Origin of the sequence: Nocardia wallacei (assembly GCF_029868745.1) — a bacterium.
Classification (GTDB): domain Bacteria; phylum Actinomycetota; class Actinomycetes; order Mycobacteriales; family Mycobacteriaceae; genus Nocardia; species Nocardia wallacei_B.
On the sequence record NZ_JARWOP010000014.1, the window covers coordinates 1 to 14,631 of the forward strand.

General features: G+C 69.3%; 15 protein-coding genes and 1 pseudogene. 6 read left to right on the top strand and 10 right to left on the bottom strand.

All coding sequences use genetic code 11. The features are described from left to right. A pseudogene (locus tag QH470_RS00340) lies at positions 1 to 243 on the top strand (mammalian cell entry protein); the annotation flags it as partial. 566 nt (positions 244 to 809) lie between these two features. Here QH470_RS00340 and QH470_RS00345 read toward each other — a convergent pair. Both QH470_RS00345 and QH470_RS00350 read right to left on the bottom strand, forming a co-directional pair. Further along, positions 810 to 1,571 (bottom strand): class I SAM-dependent methyltransferase, encoded by a 762-nt coding sequence (locus QH470_RS00345; protein WP_280270203.1) that lies wholly within the window; start codon positions 1,569 to 1,571, stop codon positions 810 to 812. A 52-nt stretch (positions 1,572 to 1,623) separates the two neighbouring features. Then, the gene (locus QH470_RS00350) at positions 1,624 to 2,181 is read right to left on the bottom strand and encodes a TetR/AcrR family transcriptional regulator (protein WP_280270204.1); all 558 of its coding nucleotides are present in this window, start codon (positions 2,179 to 2,181) and stop codon (positions 1,624 to 1,626) included. A gap of 90 nt (positions 2,182 to 2,271) precedes the next feature. On the opposite strand from QH470_RS00350, the gene QH470_RS00355 reads away from it, so the two are divergent. After that, positions 2,272 to 2,988 carry an SDR family NAD(P)-dependent oxidoreductase gene (locus QH470_RS00355; protein WP_280270205.1) on the top strand — a complete coding sequence of 239 codons (717 nt, stop codon included), beginning with the start codon at positions 2,272 to 2,274 and terminating at the stop codon, positions 2,986 to 2,988. 140 nt (positions 2,989 to 3,128) lie between these two features. Continuing rightward, the gene (locus tag QH470_RS00360; RefSeq protein ID WP_280270206.1) at positions 3,129 to 3,374 is read left to right on the top strand and encodes a hypothetical protein; all 246 of its coding nucleotides are present in this window, start codon (positions 3,129 to 3,131) and stop codon (positions 3,372 to 3,374) included. A gap of 15 nt (positions 3,375 to 3,389) precedes the next feature. Here the strand turns inward: QH470_RS00360 and dnaG are convergent, their stop codons facing one another. From dnaG to QH470_RS00390, 6 genes are all read right to left on the bottom strand, one after another. Further along, positions 3,390 to 5,300: a DNA primase gene (gene dnaG, locus QH470_RS00365; protein ID WP_280270207.1), complete on the bottom strand. Its 1,911-nt coding sequence runs from the start codon at positions 5,298 to 5,300 to the stop codon at positions 3,390 to 3,392. After that, positions 5,281 to 6,576: a deoxyguanosinetriphosphate triphosphohydrolase gene (locus QH470_RS00370; RefSeq protein ID WP_280270208.1), complete on the bottom strand. Its 1,296-nt coding sequence runs from the start codon at positions 6,574 to 6,576 to the stop codon at positions 5,281 to 5,283. Before QH470_RS00370 ends, dnaG begins: the two co-directional genes overlap by 20 nt. A gap of 17 nt (positions 6,577 to 6,593) precedes the next feature. Then, positions 6,594 to 7,286 carry a YdcF family protein gene (locus QH470_RS00375; protein WP_425302564.1) on the bottom strand — a complete coding sequence of 231 codons (693 nt, stop codon included), beginning with the start codon at positions 7,284 to 7,286 and terminating at the stop codon, positions 6,594 to 6,596. Positions 7,287 to 7,354: 68 nt separating this feature from the next. Continuing rightward, entirely contained in the window at positions 7,355 to 8,032 is a 678-nt protein-coding gene (locus QH470_RS00380) for an MBL fold metallo-hydrolase (protein WP_280270209.1), read from the bottom strand. Positions 8,033 to 8,090: 58 nt separating this feature from the next. Next, on the bottom strand, positions 8,091 to 9,011 hold the full coding sequence (locus QH470_RS00385; protein WP_280270210.1) for an NADP-dependent oxidoreductase: 921 nt from the start codon (positions 9,009 to 9,011) through the stop codon (positions 8,091 to 8,093). Between the two features lie 116 nt (positions 9,012 to 9,127). Continuing rightward, entirely contained in the window at positions 9,128 to 10,066 is a 939-nt protein-coding gene (locus tag QH470_RS00390; protein ID WP_280270211.1) for an MBL fold metallo-hydrolase, read from the bottom strand. 83 nt (positions 10,067 to 10,149) lie between these two features. Between QH470_RS00390 and QH470_RS00395 the strand changes: the two genes are divergently transcribed. Further along, positions 10,150 to 11,103 carry a LysR family transcriptional regulator gene (locus tag QH470_RS00395; protein ID WP_280270212.1) on the top strand — a complete coding sequence of 318 codons (954 nt, stop codon included), beginning with the start codon at positions 10,150 to 10,152 and terminating at the stop codon, positions 11,101 to 11,103. On the opposite strand, the gene QH470_RS00400 is transcribed toward QH470_RS00395, so the two are convergent. Together QH470_RS00400 and QH470_RS00405 are read right to left on the bottom strand one after the other, a co-directional pair. Further along, positions 11,058 to 11,957, bottom strand: a complete 900-nt coding sequence (locus QH470_RS00400; RefSeq protein WP_280270213.1) for a class A beta-lactamase-related serine hydrolase — start codon at positions 11,955 to 11,957, stop codon at positions 11,058 to 11,060. The two genes, QH470_RS00395 and QH470_RS00400, sit on opposite strands and share 46 nt — an antisense overlap. Before the next feature lie 28 nt (positions 11,958 to 11,985). After that, positions 11,986 to 13,377, bottom strand: coding sequence for a glycine--tRNA ligase (locus QH470_RS00405; protein WP_280270214.1), 1,392 nt, complete (start codon positions 13,375 to 13,377; stop codon positions 11,986 to 11,988). A 199-nt stretch (positions 13,378 to 13,576) separates the two neighbouring features. On the opposite strand from QH470_RS00405, the gene QH470_RS00410 reads away from it, so the two are divergent. Next, entirely contained in the window at positions 13,577 to 13,972 is a 396-nt protein-coding gene (locus QH470_RS00410; protein ID WP_228823488.1) for an ArsR/SmtB family transcription factor, read from the top strand. 3 nt (positions 13,973 to 13,975) lie between these two features. Continuing rightward, entirely contained in the window at positions 13,976 to 14,419 is a 444-nt protein-coding gene (locus tag QH470_RS00415) for a Fur family transcriptional regulator (protein ID WP_280270215.1), read from the top strand. Positions 14,420 to 14,631: the final 212 nt, after the last annotated feature.

The following is a 14,631-nucleotide window of genomic DNA, read 5'->3' on the forward strand; positions in this document are numbered from 1 at the left end:
GGCATCCAGGCCCTCGGCGTGCCCGCGCACGACGGCGCCTACCACACCCTGGCCGACTTCTACCCGCGCCCGACCTGCGAGTACGACACCATCCCGGTGGCGGCCTCCGCCTCCTGGGCCTGGACACCACCGACTTGGACACCGCCGGCGGCCGCATCGACCGCCCCCAACTGGACCGTATCCGCCAGCTGCTACACGCCGACCCCCTACCCCCCACGACCGGATCGCGGTTGTAGTCGATGACCAGCGCGTAGTCGTACTGCGGCACGGTTCTGCCCAGATTCTCCGCCGCCCGGGTGTCGAACGGGCACTCCGCCTCGGCACACCGATAACTCCGGTTGTACAGCGGGCTCGCCGGATCGGAGACCCACCACCAGGTATTCGAGGAGTCGACCGGCAGGTACGGCAGCTTCGATTCCACCGGTGACCGGCCGAAGCCTTCGGTCAAAGTGAAGATGCCTTCCGGCGTATACGCCGACCCCTCGGCAGCTCGATCCGAAATCCCTTGCTTACCAACCCATGCCGGTGTCGCGAGGGTGCGCTCCCACTTTCCGGAACCACCGCGCTCCCACAGTTCGAGCGTGCCGCGATCGGCGCCCGGCGCCGCGGTGACCCACACCACCTGGGTACCCGGCACCGATGCCGGATCGAACGGCGGTCGCGCACCGGAGATCCGGGGCAGCACGACGACGAGCCCGGCGGCCACGATTACGGCGGCAAGGACCGCCCAGCCCACCTTTCCACGGAACACAGTGCGGTGCAGCCTCATTCACACTCCTGTCGGTGCTGAACGGAGTCGCCGACGACCGTCACGTCCGGTACGGCACACACTCCAACAGAAGGAACAGCGGGCGGACGAAGTGCTCGTCCCACCACGGATCCTGCTCCCGCAGTTCGTCGGTCGGGTGCGGCTCCAGCAGCCGCGTGATCGCGAATCCCGCCGCGGTGATCATGCCCAGATACGCCTCCAGCGAATAGAAGCTCTGGACCGACGGCGCGGGCGAAACCCTCCCCGCTACCTCGAACCGTTGTTCCACGGTGCGCACACCGAAGTAGGCGTCGACCGCGAAACCGGTTCCGGCGCTGCCGCGTTCGGTCCTGGCGGCGTAGAAGCACGGGTGCATGCCCAGCAGCAGCATCCGCCCCGACGGCCGCAGCACCCGCGCGAACTCGGCGAAACGCCGCTCGGGCCCGGCGATCCCGTTCGGCAGGCGGTTCGCGATGATCACGTCGATACTGTTGTCCGCCAACGGTAATGCCGCCACGTCGGCGTGCCGGAACGTCGACGAGTCGGGCCGATGGTCGGGATGGGTGCGCGCGGCGACGATGAACTCCTCGCAGGTATCGACCCCGTACACGTGCGCGGCGCCGCGCCGGACCAGTTCGCGAGACAGATAGCCCTCGCCGCACCCGGCGTCGAGAACGGTCGACCCGCCACAGTCACCGAGTAATTCGAGCAACGCCGGGTCGGTCAGGCGGGCCTGATACGGATCGAGCCGCTCGCGCACGATCTCGATCCAATATTCCGCGTTCCGCGCGTAGGCGCTGGTCACCGGCTCGTCACCCAGCACCCGCTCCTCGCTTTCGCCTCGGGGACACCGCCGTCATCGTAGCCAGTCCGAGTCACCGACGGCCGGCGCGCAACCCGTCGAGGACGAACGGCAGCGACTCCCGCCATGCCGACGCCCCGGTGTTCTCACCGAGCAGCGACAATGCCCAAACCAGATGCACCACATTCTGATCGGTGGCATCGGCGCGGATCACCCCGGCGCGCCGGGCACGGTCGAGGACCGCCGTGAAGTGCGTCATCCCCCGCGCACAGGCCTCGGCCAGCCGAGCGGCAGCCGGATGGTCGCCGGTAAAGGCCTCGAGCAGACCTCGGTCGGTCGTGAGCTGGGTCAGCATCCGCTCCACGAAACCGGCGAACGCGAGCCACGGATCGGGTTCGGCCGCAGCCTGTTCGGCGAACTCGTCGAGGGCGTTCAGCCGGGGCGGAAGTAGGGCGTCGACGAGCGCGTCGCGGGTGGGGAAATGGTTGTAGAGGGTGCCGATGCTGACCCCGGCGCGGCGCGCGATCTCCTCCAGCGACGCCGCCAAGCCCTGCTCGGTGAACACACCGGCGGCCTCCTGCAGCAACCGGTCACGGTTGCGGGCCGCGTCGCGGCGCATCGGTTTCGTCACCGGCCCATTCTACAAACTTGAGGGCTCCCTCAATCTAGTGCTAGCCTTCGATTGAAAATGAGGCACCCCTCAATATTCTGGAGGAACACCATGAGCACACCCGTCGCCGCGATCATCGGGGTCGGCCCCGGCCTCGGCATGTCGATGGCACGCCGCTTCGGCCGCGCCGGATTCCGGGTCGCCGTGGTCTCGCGCAGCGCGGACCGGCACGACGGTTATCTGGCCGATCTCGCGGACCACGGCATCGAGGCGACCGCGCACACCGCCGACGTCACCGACCGGGACCGCCTCGCCGAGGTACTCGCCGACATCGCGAAGATCGGCGACATCGGCTTCGCCTATTACGGCCCGGGACCGACCACGCAGTCGATCGTCCCGATCACCGACCTCGACATCCCGACCGCGCAGTCGGCCTTCGACTGGGTCTGGCCCGCCGTGCAGGTCGCGCAGGCCGTGCTGCCCGGCATGCTGGAACGCGGCACCGGCGGGCTGATGTTCGCCGGTGGGTTGTCCAGCGTCCGGCCGATGCCGATGCTCGGCCAGCTCGCCCTGGCCGCCGCGGCCCTGCGCAACTACGCCCTCACCCTGCACACCGCCATGGCCGACCGCGGCGTGTACGCGGGCACACTCACCATCGGCGGCCTGGTGGAACGCGGCGACATCCACGCCATGGTCACCGCGGACCCCGCGAAATACGGTGCCGCCGAGGGGCATACCCTCGACCCCGACCCGATCGCCGACACCGCCTGGGCGATGTACGACTCGCGCGAACGCGCCGAAACGGTCTTCGACGCGCTGGGCGGATAAGCGTGCGCGGTGCGAGTCTGTCGGACCCTTCTGGCATGGTGGGGCTGGTGTCGTCGGGCGTGGGGGCAGCCGGATCGACAGCACAACGGGGCGTCGGGCAGGATGTACGGCGCGGACAGTGACTGGGAGGAGCCCAAGGAATGCTGCGGTTGATCATCGGCCTCGCAGCCGGATACGTGCTCGGCACCAAGGCCGGGCGAGCCCGCTACGAGCAGATCAGCAAGACCACCCGCGCCATCACGTCCAGTCCGGTCACCCGCAAGCTCGTCCAGCTCAGCCGTCAGAAGCTGTCGGACAAGCTCAGCACCCAGCCCAAACTGGAACCGATGCAACCGATCGACGAGCGCACCACGATCCTGGTCCCCCAGGACCAGCTCCGCCGCTGAGCTAGAGCTCCGCAGCTACCCCGCTGCGAAGTCGGGGCCGTTGCCCATCGCCTGGGCCAGCAGGCTTTTCCGGTACTGTTCGAGCGCGACGAGGTCGCCGAACAGTGCCATGTAGGCGTCCGGCTGCTCCGTGGAGGAGACCCGCTGCAGTTTGGATTTCAGCTCCGCGATCTGGCGGCCCACCCAGGCCTCCTGGGTGCGGGCCAGCACGCCGGTGACGAAGCGCTGGATGTCGTCGACCGACTTCACCGGCAGGGGCTCGGCGGACAGTTCGGAAACCAAGGCGCGCAGGGTCAGGTCGTCGGTGTGATCGGCGACCCGGCTCACCCATTCGGACCCGCCCAGACCCGCGCCCGTGCCGCCGGCCTCCGCGATCGCGGCGCGCACCGCGACGAACGCCGGGTGGGTGAACGCCTCCGGCTCGAGCGAATCGAACACCGGCCCGGCCAGCGCCGGATACTGCAGCGCGGCCGCCAGCACCTGCCGCTGCGGCACCAGCACCGGATCGTTCGGATTGGGCCGTGCCGCGGGATGCTCGGAAACCGTTGCGGCCGAAGCGGATTCACGGACCGGAGCGCCACTCTTGCGGGGCCCGCGCCGGGCGGCGTCGCCGACCCGCCGCACCACCAGCTGAATGTCGTCCCAGCCGACCCACCCGGCCAGCTTGGTCGCGTACGCCTTGCGCAGCGCGTTGTCCTTGATCTGCGCCACCACCGGCACCGCGCGCCGCAGCGCGTCCACCTGGCCCTCCGGGGCATCCAGGTTGTGCTCGGCGAGCAGGCCACGAATCACGAACTCGTACAAGGGAACCCGGCGCGCCACCAGATCGCGCACCGCGCCGTCACCGGAGCGCTGGCGTAGCTCGCACGGATCCTGGCCGTCGGGGGCGACCGCGATATAGGTCTGCCCGGCCAGTTTCTGATCACCGGAGAACGCCTTCAGCGCCGCCGCCTGACCCGCCTCGTCGCCGTCGAAGGTGTAGATGATCTCGCCGCGCCAGAAGTTGTCGTCCATCAGCAACCGGCGCAGCACCGACAGATGCTCGTCGCCGAAGGCGGTGCCACAGGACGCGACGGCCGTCTTCACGCCCGCCAGATGCATGGCCATCACATCGGTGTAGCCCTCGACCACGACCGCCTGGTGACTCTTGGCGATCTCCCGCTTCGCCAGGTCCAGGCCGAACAGCACCTGAGACTTCTTGTACAGCACCGTTTCCGGGGTGTTGATGTACTTGGCGGTCATCTGGTCGTCGTCGAACAGGCGGCGCGCGCCGAAACCGATGATGTCGCCGCCGAGGTTGCGGATCGGCCACAGCAATCGGCGGTGGAAGCGGTCGATGGGGCCGCGCCGACCCTGCTTCGACAGCCCGGCCGCCTCCAGCTCCTTGAATTCGAATCCCTTGCGCAGCAAGTGTTTCGTCAGCGTGTCCCAGCCGCCGGGGGCATAACCGCAGCCGAACTGGCGGGCGACATTGCCGTCGAAATTGCGCTCGGTGAGGTACTTGCGGGCCGTCTCGGCCTCGTGCTCGTTCAGCTGCGCGGCGTAGAACTCGTGCGCGGCGGCGTTGGCGGCAACCAGCCGGGAGCGGGTGCCGCGGTCGCGCTGCACCGACGTGCCGCCGCCCTCGTAATTGATCTTGTAGTTGAGCCGGTCGGCCATCTGCTCGACGGCCTCGACGAACCCGATGTGCTCGATCTTCTGCAGGAAGGCGAATACGTCGCCGCTCTCCCCGCAGCCGAAGCAGTGGAAGTGACTGTGGTTGGGCCGCACATGGAACGACGGTGATTTCTCGTCGTGGAACGGGCACAACCCTTTCAGCGAATCGGCACCGGCCCGCTTGAGCGACACGTACTCGCCGACGACGTCCTCGATGCGGACCCGCTCACGGATTGCCGCGATGTCACGATCAGGGAGTCTTCCGGCCACGATCACCGAGTCTAGCCCCGCCGCTCAACCCCGCGGCGACCCGCTCCAACCGGCTCTCGGTGTAGGAGGCGATCTGGTCGACGATCACCCGGACGCGTGCGGTGTCGTCGGATGCCTCGTTCCACCAGGGCAGCAGCACGGCGTCGAGGCTGTGCGGGGCGGACGTCAGCAGATGCTCGGCGACCAGCAGCAACTGCTCGCGCTGGGCGGCCTGCCGCTTGTTGTGCTCCGGGTCGGACATCACGTAGCGCAGCGCGACCGTCTTGAGCATCGCGACCTCGGCCGCCACGATCCGCGGAACCTCCAGGTCGGCGCCGTAACGGCAGAGCCGTCGACCGCCCCACGTCGCGCGGGTGGCCTCCACGGCCGCGGTCGCGAACCGGCCCACCAGGTCGCTGGTCAGCCGCTTCAACGCGACCGACGCGCGCAGGGTGCCGTCGTACTCGGCGGCCGCCGCGATCACCGGCAGCTCGGACAGCCGACCGGCCGCGGCGACCAGTTCATCGAGACTCAGCGTGCGGTGCTGGGTGCGGCCGAGTTCGGCGAGGGCCTGCTGCTCGCTCGGATCGGCGAGGGCGCGCAGATCGATGCGGCCCGCGATCACCCCGTCCTCGACGTCGTGCACCGAGTAGGCGACGTCGTCGGACCAGTCCATGACCTGCGACTCCAGGCACTGCCGACGTTCGGGCGCGCCCTTGCGCACCCAGTCCAGGCGTGGCAGGTCCACGTCGTACGCACCGAATTTCGTGCCCGGAGCCGTTCTGCCCCAAGGGTATTTGACCGTGGCGTCCAATGCGGCGCGGGTCAGGTTGAGCCCGAAACTCTCGGCGTCGTCGAAGACCTTCGGCTCCAGCCGGGTGAGGATGCGCAGATTTTGCGCGTTGCCCTCGAATCCGCCGTGCGCGTCGGCGAATTGGTCGAGGGCGCGTTCGCCGTTGTGGCCGTAGGGCGGATGGCCGATGTCGTGCGCCAGTCCGGCCAGGTCGACCAGGTCGGGGTCGCAGCCCAGGCCCTCGGCGATGCTGCGGCCGATCTGGGCGACCTCCAGCGAATGGGTGAGCCGGGTGCGTGGTGTGTCGCCGTCGCGCGGACCCATCACCTGCGTCTTGTCGGCGAGCCGGCGCAGCGCCGCCGAATGCAGCACCCGGGCCCGGTCGCGCGCGTAGTCGCTGCGCCGCGCGGGCACCGGCGACCAACTCAGTCCCGCGGTGTCGGAGGTCTCGGCGACCATCCGCTCGCGATCCGGATCACCGTAGGCGTCCGTGTCGCCATTCATGCCTGCTCCTGCGAAAGTCACTGCTCCGCGGTGTATTTGAAGTCCGCGGAGAAATGGGTGAGGTGGTACCACAGCAGCGCCACGGTCTCCCGGGCGATGCCGTGCAGCTGGGATTCCCGGGTGTAGACGGCCGGGCCGGTGCGGGTCGGCGCCGTCCACGCCCGCAGGTTCTCGTCGCGGGTCATGGTGCGGGTGCGCAGCGAATGCCACGGATCGCTGACCAGCACCGCCGACGACAGCTCGCGCTGGTGCATCGCGGAGGCGACGGCCTCGATGCTCTGCAGTGTGTCGGAGCCGGTCTCCACGGCCAGGATCCGGTCCGCGGGCACGCCCTGATTCTCCAGGTACTGCTTGCCGGAGGCGGCCTCGGTGTAGTTGTCGCCGGTGCGTTTTCCGCCGACGGTGATCACCAGCGGGGCCACGCCGCGGCCGAACAGCTTCTGCGCCTGCTGTAACCGCGCCTCGAACACCGACGACGGGGTGCCGTCGTACTGCGCCGCGCCCAGCACGACGATGGCGTCAGCGCGGGAGTAGTCGTCGATGCGGGCCACCTGCCACACCCGGATCGCGGTGCCGCCCACGACCACCACCGCCATCAGCACCGTGCCCACGAGTAGCCGGCGCGCCCAACGCAGTATCGAGGAACCGCTGGTGCGGAGCGCGGGCATGGCCGAGCGGGCGGGCGCGGGACGGGTCGGGGCCGAGGGCATTCCCCGAGTCTGCCAGTGCTCGATCACGCCGAGGTTGCGGTGTGACGTGTGCTGCACCCAGCGGGTTTTCACCAACCGCGCTGACGCCACTCGGCCAGTTGCGGGCGCTCGGCGCCGAGCGTGGTGTCGTCGCCGTGACCGGGGTAGACCGCCGTGTCGTCGCCGTAGCGGTCGAACAGCTTGCCGGTGACATCGCCGAACAGCGAGTCGAAGTCCGCCGGTGACGTGGTGCGCCCCACGCCGCCCGGGAACAGCGAATCCCCGGTGAACAGGTGGGTGCGCCCGGCGCCGTCGGTCAGTGCCAGCGCCACCGAGCCCGGCGTGTGCCCGCGCAGATGGATCACTTCCAGGGCCAGCTCGCCCAGGCGGACCGTCTCGCCTTCGGCCAGTAGACGATCCGGCGAGACCGGCAGTGGCTCGGCGTCCAGCTCATGAGCGGCAGTCGGGACGCCGGTGCCCGCGACCACCTTCTCCAGCCCCTGCCAATGGTCGAAATGCTGATGGGTGGTGACGATCTGCCGCAGCTGCCCGGGAACCTCCTGGCCGAGCAGCTCGAGAATGCGGTCCGGCTCGTTGGCCGCGTCGATCAGCAGCGCCGCGCCGGTGGCGGTGTCCTGCACCAGATAACAGTTGTTGTCCATCGGACCGACCGACATCTTCACGATGCGTGCGCCCGGCACGTCGCGTTGCTGCGGATTCGAGCCCGGCGAGACATGACCCGTGTACGGGGTATCGATCGCGATCATCCTCCCGATCGTAGTGGCAGGGTCCGACCGGACGGACGGGCGGAAACCGCCTCTCCTATCAAGGATGGAGGACGATCTTCCCGCGGGTGTGGCCCCGCTCGAGTTCGCGGAAGGCGTCGCGGACCTGGTCCAGGGGGTAGGTGGCGGCGATGGGAACGGTGAGTGTTCCGGCGGCGGCCAGGTCGGCCAGTTCCGCGACGACGTCGATGGTGTCGGCGGCGCCGTTGCCCTCCGCCTTCACGCCGTACTTCTCGACCGCCGGGAAGTCGATGACCGTGTTGACGCGCTCCGGTGGCACGCCGAGCTCCAGGGCGAGTTCCACATAGCCGGTGCCGTGGAAGTCGAGGAAGGCGTCGAGTCCGCCGGGAGCGGCGGCGCGAATGCGTTCGGCGAGCCCGTCACCGTACTCGACCGGAACCACGCCGAGCGACCGCAGCCAGTCCGCGTTGGCGGGACCGGCGATGCCGACGACCGTCACGCCGCGCGCCCGAAGCAGTTGCACCGCAACGGTTCCCACTCCCCCGGCCGCCGCCGAGACCGCGACGGTGTCGCCCTCCTTCGCCTCCACCGCGCGCACCGCCGCGAACGCCGTCGTGCCCGCCACGAACAACGCGCCCGCGACATCCCACGACAGTCCGGCGGGCTTCGGCGCCACCTGGTCCACCGGCACGACCACGTGCGTGGCGTGGCTCGCCCTCTGATGGGTGAACCCGACCACCTCGTCACCCACCGCGATACCGCTCACTCCCGCGCCGAGGGCGGCGATCCGGCCCGCGAAGTCGCTGCCCTGCCCGGACGGGAACGTCGCCGGCCAGCGCTCGTGCAGCAGCCCGGCCCGAATCTTCGATTCACCCGGGTTGATACCGGCCGCGACCACCGCGACCACCACCTGTCCGGCCCCCGGTTTCGGATCCGGTACCTCCACCACGTCCAGCACGTCGACATCGCCGTACCGATCGAACCTGACCGCCCGCGCCATGGGTCGCCCTTCCTGTTGGAGGTCCTTGTGCAGGCCGAACAGCGCACCGGGCGCCGATATTTCCGGCCCACACCTCTGCAGTTTCCGGTTCCGGCCGGGTTCACACTCCCGGCAGGTCAGGGCGTGAAGGATTGCAGGTGTCCCAGCACGACGAATTCGCTGTCCGGGCTCGCCGCCGCCACGGCGCCACGCAGCGGCTCCAGGCCACCGGCGTCGCGAGCGGGTTCGGCCAGCGGGTAATCGAAATCGTCCCAGTGCGTCGGGAGCACATACCTCGGGTGTCCGACCGCGCGCAGCAGCCGCGTCACGTAGTCGCGCACCATGGCGCCGCCCGTCGGCAGCATCACCACGTCCGGGCGCAGCCCGGCCACCTCGGATTCGATGTAGTTGGAGCCGCCGAAGTTCAGCATGCTCACGCCGCCGCCGGTGACCTGGTAGGCCAGCGTGCCGCCCTCGACCAGATCGCTTATCACCTGCGGCCGTTCGAGTTTCACCGCTCCGAGGCCGGGACGTGTTCCCGGATAGGGGATCTGGGCGCGCGCGCCGAGTTCGGAATGCAGGGAGCGCAGTACCCGGATCGAGTAGCCGTCGAAGGCGAGGTCCTCGCCGCCGGTCACCAGCGCCAGCTGCGACTCCGGAGTTCCCAGCGCGGCAAGCAGATTCAGGTGCGTCTCGGTGCCCAGCACGGTCGCCCCGGTGCACTGCGCGAGGTAGGGGACATCGGTGAGATGGTCGTAGTGGCCGTGCGTGACCAGAATGTGGTCGGCGCGCAGCCCGGCGGCGAGATGGGCATCGATCAGCGCGGTGTCGACCGACAGCGGCGTCTGCGGGTCCGCGCCGTCCTTGCCGTACGTGCCGGTCCGGAAGCGGGTCAGCCACGGATCGATGAGCACGCTCTTGCCGCCGATCCGGATCTCCCAGCCGTTGTTGCCCCACCAGCGCAGGGTCGCATCGCTCGCGGCCGGGCCGCCGCCTCCGCTCGCACAGGCCGCCGTCAGCGCCGCCGCGGCGGCCGCGCCGACTCCGAACAACCGTCTCCTGTTCAGGTCTGTCATGCCGGTACCGAACCACGGGGATGAGACATACGTCCAAGACCGATCGTCGCGCCGACCCATAGCGCGTCAACTATCGTCGCAGCGTGGACCCGCTGCGCAAGCTCCGATACTTCGTCGCCGTCGCCGAGGAACTGCATTTCGGCCGGGCCGCCGATCGCCTCGGGATAGCGCAGCCGTCGCTGAGCCAGCGCATCCGGGAACTGGAACAGGACCTCGCCGCGCGGCTGTTCGACCGGACCAGCCGCAGCGTCGAACTCACCCCGGCGGGGCGGATCCTGCTGGCCGAGTCGCGCGCGCTGCTGGCCCGCTGGGATCGCACGAAAGCCCTTGTCGGCAAGGCACATCGGGGCGAGATGGACGCGCTGCGGGTGGGCGTGCCGCCGGATCTGGCGGGCCGGGTACTGGCCGCGATCCGCACGGAGTTCGAGCGCGAATGTCCCGAACCGAGCCTGGACCTGCAGGAGCTGACCACCGCCGAACAAGTGCGCCTGCTCGCCGATCGGCAACTCGACGCGGGCCTGCTGCAGCATCCCGCCGACGTCACCGGCCTCGAACTCGGCCCGGCGGTCGACACCCCGCTCGGCGTGGTGCTGCCGCGCGATTCGCCGCTGGCGGCGCGGGCGGAACTGGCACCGGCCGACCTGGCCGGGCACGGCCTGGTGCTGTTTCCGCGGGCGGCAGCGCCGGGAGCCTACGACGCCACCCTGCACGCCTGCGCGGAACACGGCTTCCGCCCGACCGCGGTGGTGCACGCGCAGAACCCGGAATTCGTGCTGGGACTGGTTCTTTCGGGTCAGGGCGTGGCGTTCGACCAGGGCATGGTGGCGCGGAAGGAGCCGCGGGTGGTCTGGCGGCCGATCACGGGCGGCGTGCTGCGGCGGCGGATGTCACTGGCCTGGCTGACCGACGCGCCGCATCCGGCGGTCCGGCGGCTCGCCGATCTGATCGTCGGAGTGCTTCGCACGGACGGGGTTTCGATGCCGGCCCCGGCTCAGGACGAGGCACTGCCCTGGCACGTACTGATCGGGCGGCGATGATCGATGGTTTCGATCGCCGCGCGCGCCGCCTCCCCGATCGCCCTGTCCACGTGCGGCATTCGCGTGTCCAGCACCTCCGCGCGCGTGAAAACCGCGACGGCGCAGCGCAATCCGCCGGGATACTCGACGACGCCGATCTCGTTGCGCACGCTCGGCAGCGTTCCCGTCTTGCTCCACACCCGTACGTCCGACGCGAATGCGGAACCGAGCCGATGCTGGTTGAGCTGTAGGCCCATCAATTCCCGTACCCAGGCGCAGGCCTGCGGCGATCCGGCGCGGTCGTGCGCGATCGACTCCAGCAGCCGGGTCATCTCGCGCGGCGTGCTCGCCGAGGTGCGGGCGGGATCGAGGATGCGCAGCGCGAACACCTCGGCGTCGGACAGCGCGGGGTAGCGGCGCGCGAACTCCGCGGCGTCGGCGACGCCCATATCCTCGGCCATCGAGGCGAGCAGGTCACGCAGCGAGCCGACGATCCGGGTGCGCTCGAGCCCCAGTTCTCGCACCAGGGATCGGACATTGTCCAGCCCCACGCGGTCGAACAGCAGGTCCGCGGCGGAGTTGTCGCTGACCGACAGTGCCAGGTACGCGGCATCGCGCAGACTGAACTCGACATCGTCGCGGCACCCCGACGTGCCCGGACCGCCCAGGCGATAAGCCGCCGTCGACCACACCCGGTCGGCCGGATCGAGCTGCCCCGCGCCGAACTGCCGCGCCAGCTCGAGTACCAGCGGCACCTTCACCACCGACGACAGCACCACGGGTTCGTCTGCGCCGCAACCGATTTCACCACCGCATCCGAGGCACCGGGCGTGCAGCCAACCCCGCACGCCCGCGGCATCGAAAACGGCTTTCATGCGGGCGATCTCGGTACGCGGACGCCGCCTACGCCCCGATCAGCCGCTGTGCCAGGTAACCCTCGACCTGGTCCAGCGCGATTCGCTCCTGCGCCATCGAGTCGCGCTCGCGCACGGTCACCGCCTGGTCCTCGAGGGTGTCGAAGTCGACGGTGATGCAGAACGGGGTGCCGATCTCGTCCTGGCGGCGGTAGCGCTTGCCGATCGCCTGCGCGTCGTCGAACTGCACGTTCCAGTTCTTGCGCAGCCGCGCGGCGAGATCGCGCGCCTTCGGCGACAGGTCGGCGTTGCGGGACAGGGGCAGCACGGCCGCCTTCACCGGGGACAGGCGGCGGTCCAGCCGCAGCACGGTGCGCTTCTCCATGACGCCCTTGGCATTCGGCGCCTCGTCCTCGGTGTAGGCATCGATCAGGAACGCCATCAGTGAGCGGGTCAGACCGGCCGCCGGCTCGATCACGTACGGGGTGTAGCGCTCGCCGGTGGCCTGGTCGAAGTAGTTCAGCTCTTGGCCCGAATGCTCCGAATGCGTCTTCAGGTCGAAGTCGGTGCGGTTGGCCACGCCCTCCAGTTCGCCCCATTCGCTGCCCTGGAAGTGGAAGCGGTACTCGATGTCGACCGTGCGGGTCGAGTAGTGCGAGAGCTTTTCCTTCGGGTGTTCGTAGAGCCGCAGGTTCTCCGGGTCGATACCGAGGTCGGTGTACCAGGCCAGGCGGGTGTCGATCCAGTACTGGTGCCACTGCTCGTCGTCACCCGGCTTGACGAAGAACTCCATCTCCATCTGCTCGAACTCGCGAGTGCGGAAGATGAAGTTGCCGGGGGTGATCTCGTTGCGGAAGCTCTTACCGATCTGTGCGATGCCGAACGGCGGCTTCTTGCGCGCGGTCGTCATCACGTTGGCGAAGTTCACGAAGATGCCCTGCGCGGTCTCCGGGCGCAGGTAGTGCAGGCCCTCCTCGGATTCGATCGGGCCGAGGTAGGTCTTGAGCATCATGTTGAAGTCGCGCGGCTCGGTCCACTGGCCGACGGTGCCGCAGTCGGGGCAGGCGATGCCGCTCATCGGCACGGTGTCCGGATCGGCGATGTCGTTCTTCTCCGCGAACGCCTCCTGCAGGTGGTCCTGCCGGTGCCGGCGGTGGCAGTTGAGGCATTCGACCAGCGGGTCGTTGAACACCGAGACGTGACCCGAGGCCACCCACACCTGACGCGGCAGAATGATCGAGGAGTCCAGGCCGACCACGTCGTCGCGACTGGTCACCATGGACCGCCACCACTGCCGCTTGATGTTCTCCTTCAGTTCCACACCCAGCGGGCCGTAGTCCCACGCCGACCTGGTGCCTCCGTAGATCTCGCCACTGGGGAAGACGAGACCCCGGCGCTTGGCGAGGTTGGCGACGGTGTCGACCTTCGACTTGGGTGCCACGACTGGAGCTCTCCCTCTGGATGAGTGTGGTAAGCGATTCGGTCCAGAGTATCGGCACGGCCCCGGCGCGGTCGAAGCAGTATCCGCACATCACGGGCACCGTGCCCGCGATCACTCGACTCGCGCACAGAGTGTCGGATTGACATGCGCACCTTTGCATACCAATAATGGCATCGGTTTCCAATAAGGAGTTGGTTCGATGACCGCCGACAGTGGTGCCCCCGCACGGCGTAGCCGCGTCGCCGTGGAGGCGCCCACCCCCATCCCCCACGACCCATATCCGTATCGGGCTCCCTCCGCTCCGGCGGTGCCACCGCGAGGCATCCTGGACAACGCGGGTGAGCTGCTGCGTGCGCTGGCCGCACCGGTGCGCATCGCGATCGTGCTGCAGCTGCGCGAGTCGCCGCGCTGCGTCCACGAACTCGTCGATACCCTGGGCGTGACGCAGCCGCTGGTGAGCCAGCACCTGCGCATCCTGAAGTCGGCGGGCGTGGTGCGCGGGGAACGCACCGGGCGCGAGGTGATCTACGAACTCGTCGATGATCACCTGGCACGTATCGTCGTCGATGCCGTCGCACATGCCGAGGAAGGGTGATTCGTGCCGGACAACACGGGCACAAAGGACAAGACCGTCGGAGTTCGCAGCACTCGCCAGCGCAGCGCCATCGCGGCGCTGCTGGGCGACATCGAAGAGTTCCGTTCCGCCCAGGAACTACACGACGAGCTGCGCCGCCGCGGTGAGGGCATCGGCCTGACCACCGTCTACCGCACACTGCAATCCCTGGCCGAGGCCGGCAAGGTGGATGTGCTGCGCACCGACACCGGCGAGTCGGTCTACCGCCAGTGCTCCAAGGGGCACCATCACCACCTGGTGTGCCGGCACTGCGGCCGCACGGTGGAGGTGGAGGGCCCGACCGTCGAGGCGTGGGCCGAGACCATCGCCGGCCAGCACGGTTTCACCGAAATCAGCCACACCATGGAAGTTTTCGGCACCTGCCGCCACTGCGCCGTCGTCCGAGAAAGCCACCCCGCCCCCGCCTGACCCACCGCCGCGCAGTCACCCCACCCAGCGCGGGGATGCTGTGCGTCGCGCACAACCGCGCCCCCCGCCGGGTGGGCGGGGCGGGCGCGCCGGCGGAGCACGGCGGCGCCCCCGCCCCGAGGGGGCGGGGGGCCCCGCCCGCCGAGTTCCGGTGGCGCTGGGGCGGGCTCACCCGGGGCGGCGCCACGCCCAGGGTATCGACGAGTTCGTGG

Coding starts and splice junctions, on each gene's coding strand:
- QH470_RS00380 (WP_280270209.1), bottom strand. CDS start 8,032: ATGATCGCGATCGATACCCCGTACACGGGTCATGTCTCGCCGGGCTCG.
- QH470_RS00375 (WP_425302564.1), bottom strand. CDS start 7,286: ATGCCCTCGGCCCCGACCCGTCCCGCGCCCGCCCGCTCGGCCATGCCC.
- QH470_RS00360 (WP_280270206.1), top strand. CDS start 3,129: ATGCTGCGGTTGATCATCGGCCTCGCAGCCGGATACGTGCTCGGCACC.
- QH470_RS00385 (WP_280270210.1), bottom strand. CDS start 9,011: ATGGCGCGGGCGGTCAGGTTCGATCGGTACGGCGATGTCGACGTGCTG.
- QH470_RS00400 (WP_280270213.1), bottom strand. CDS start 11,957: ATGAAAGCCGTTTTCGATGCCGCGGGCGTGCGGGGTTGGCTGCACGCC.
- QH470_RS00390 (WP_280270211.1), bottom strand. CDS start 10,066: ATGACAGACCTGAACAGGAGACGGTTGTTCGGAGTCGGCGCGGCCGCC.
- QH470_RS00370 (WP_280270208.1), bottom strand. CDS start 6,576: ATGAATGGCGACACGGACGCCTACGGTGATCCGGATCGCGAGCGGATG.
- QH470_RS00355 (WP_280270205.1), top strand. CDS start 2,272: ATGAGCACACCCGTCGCCGCGATCATCGGGGTCGGCCCCGGCCTCGGC.
- QH470_RS00410 (WP_228823488.1), top strand. CDS start 13,577: ATGACCGCCGACAGTGGTGCCCCCGCACGGCGTAGCCGCGTCGCCGTG.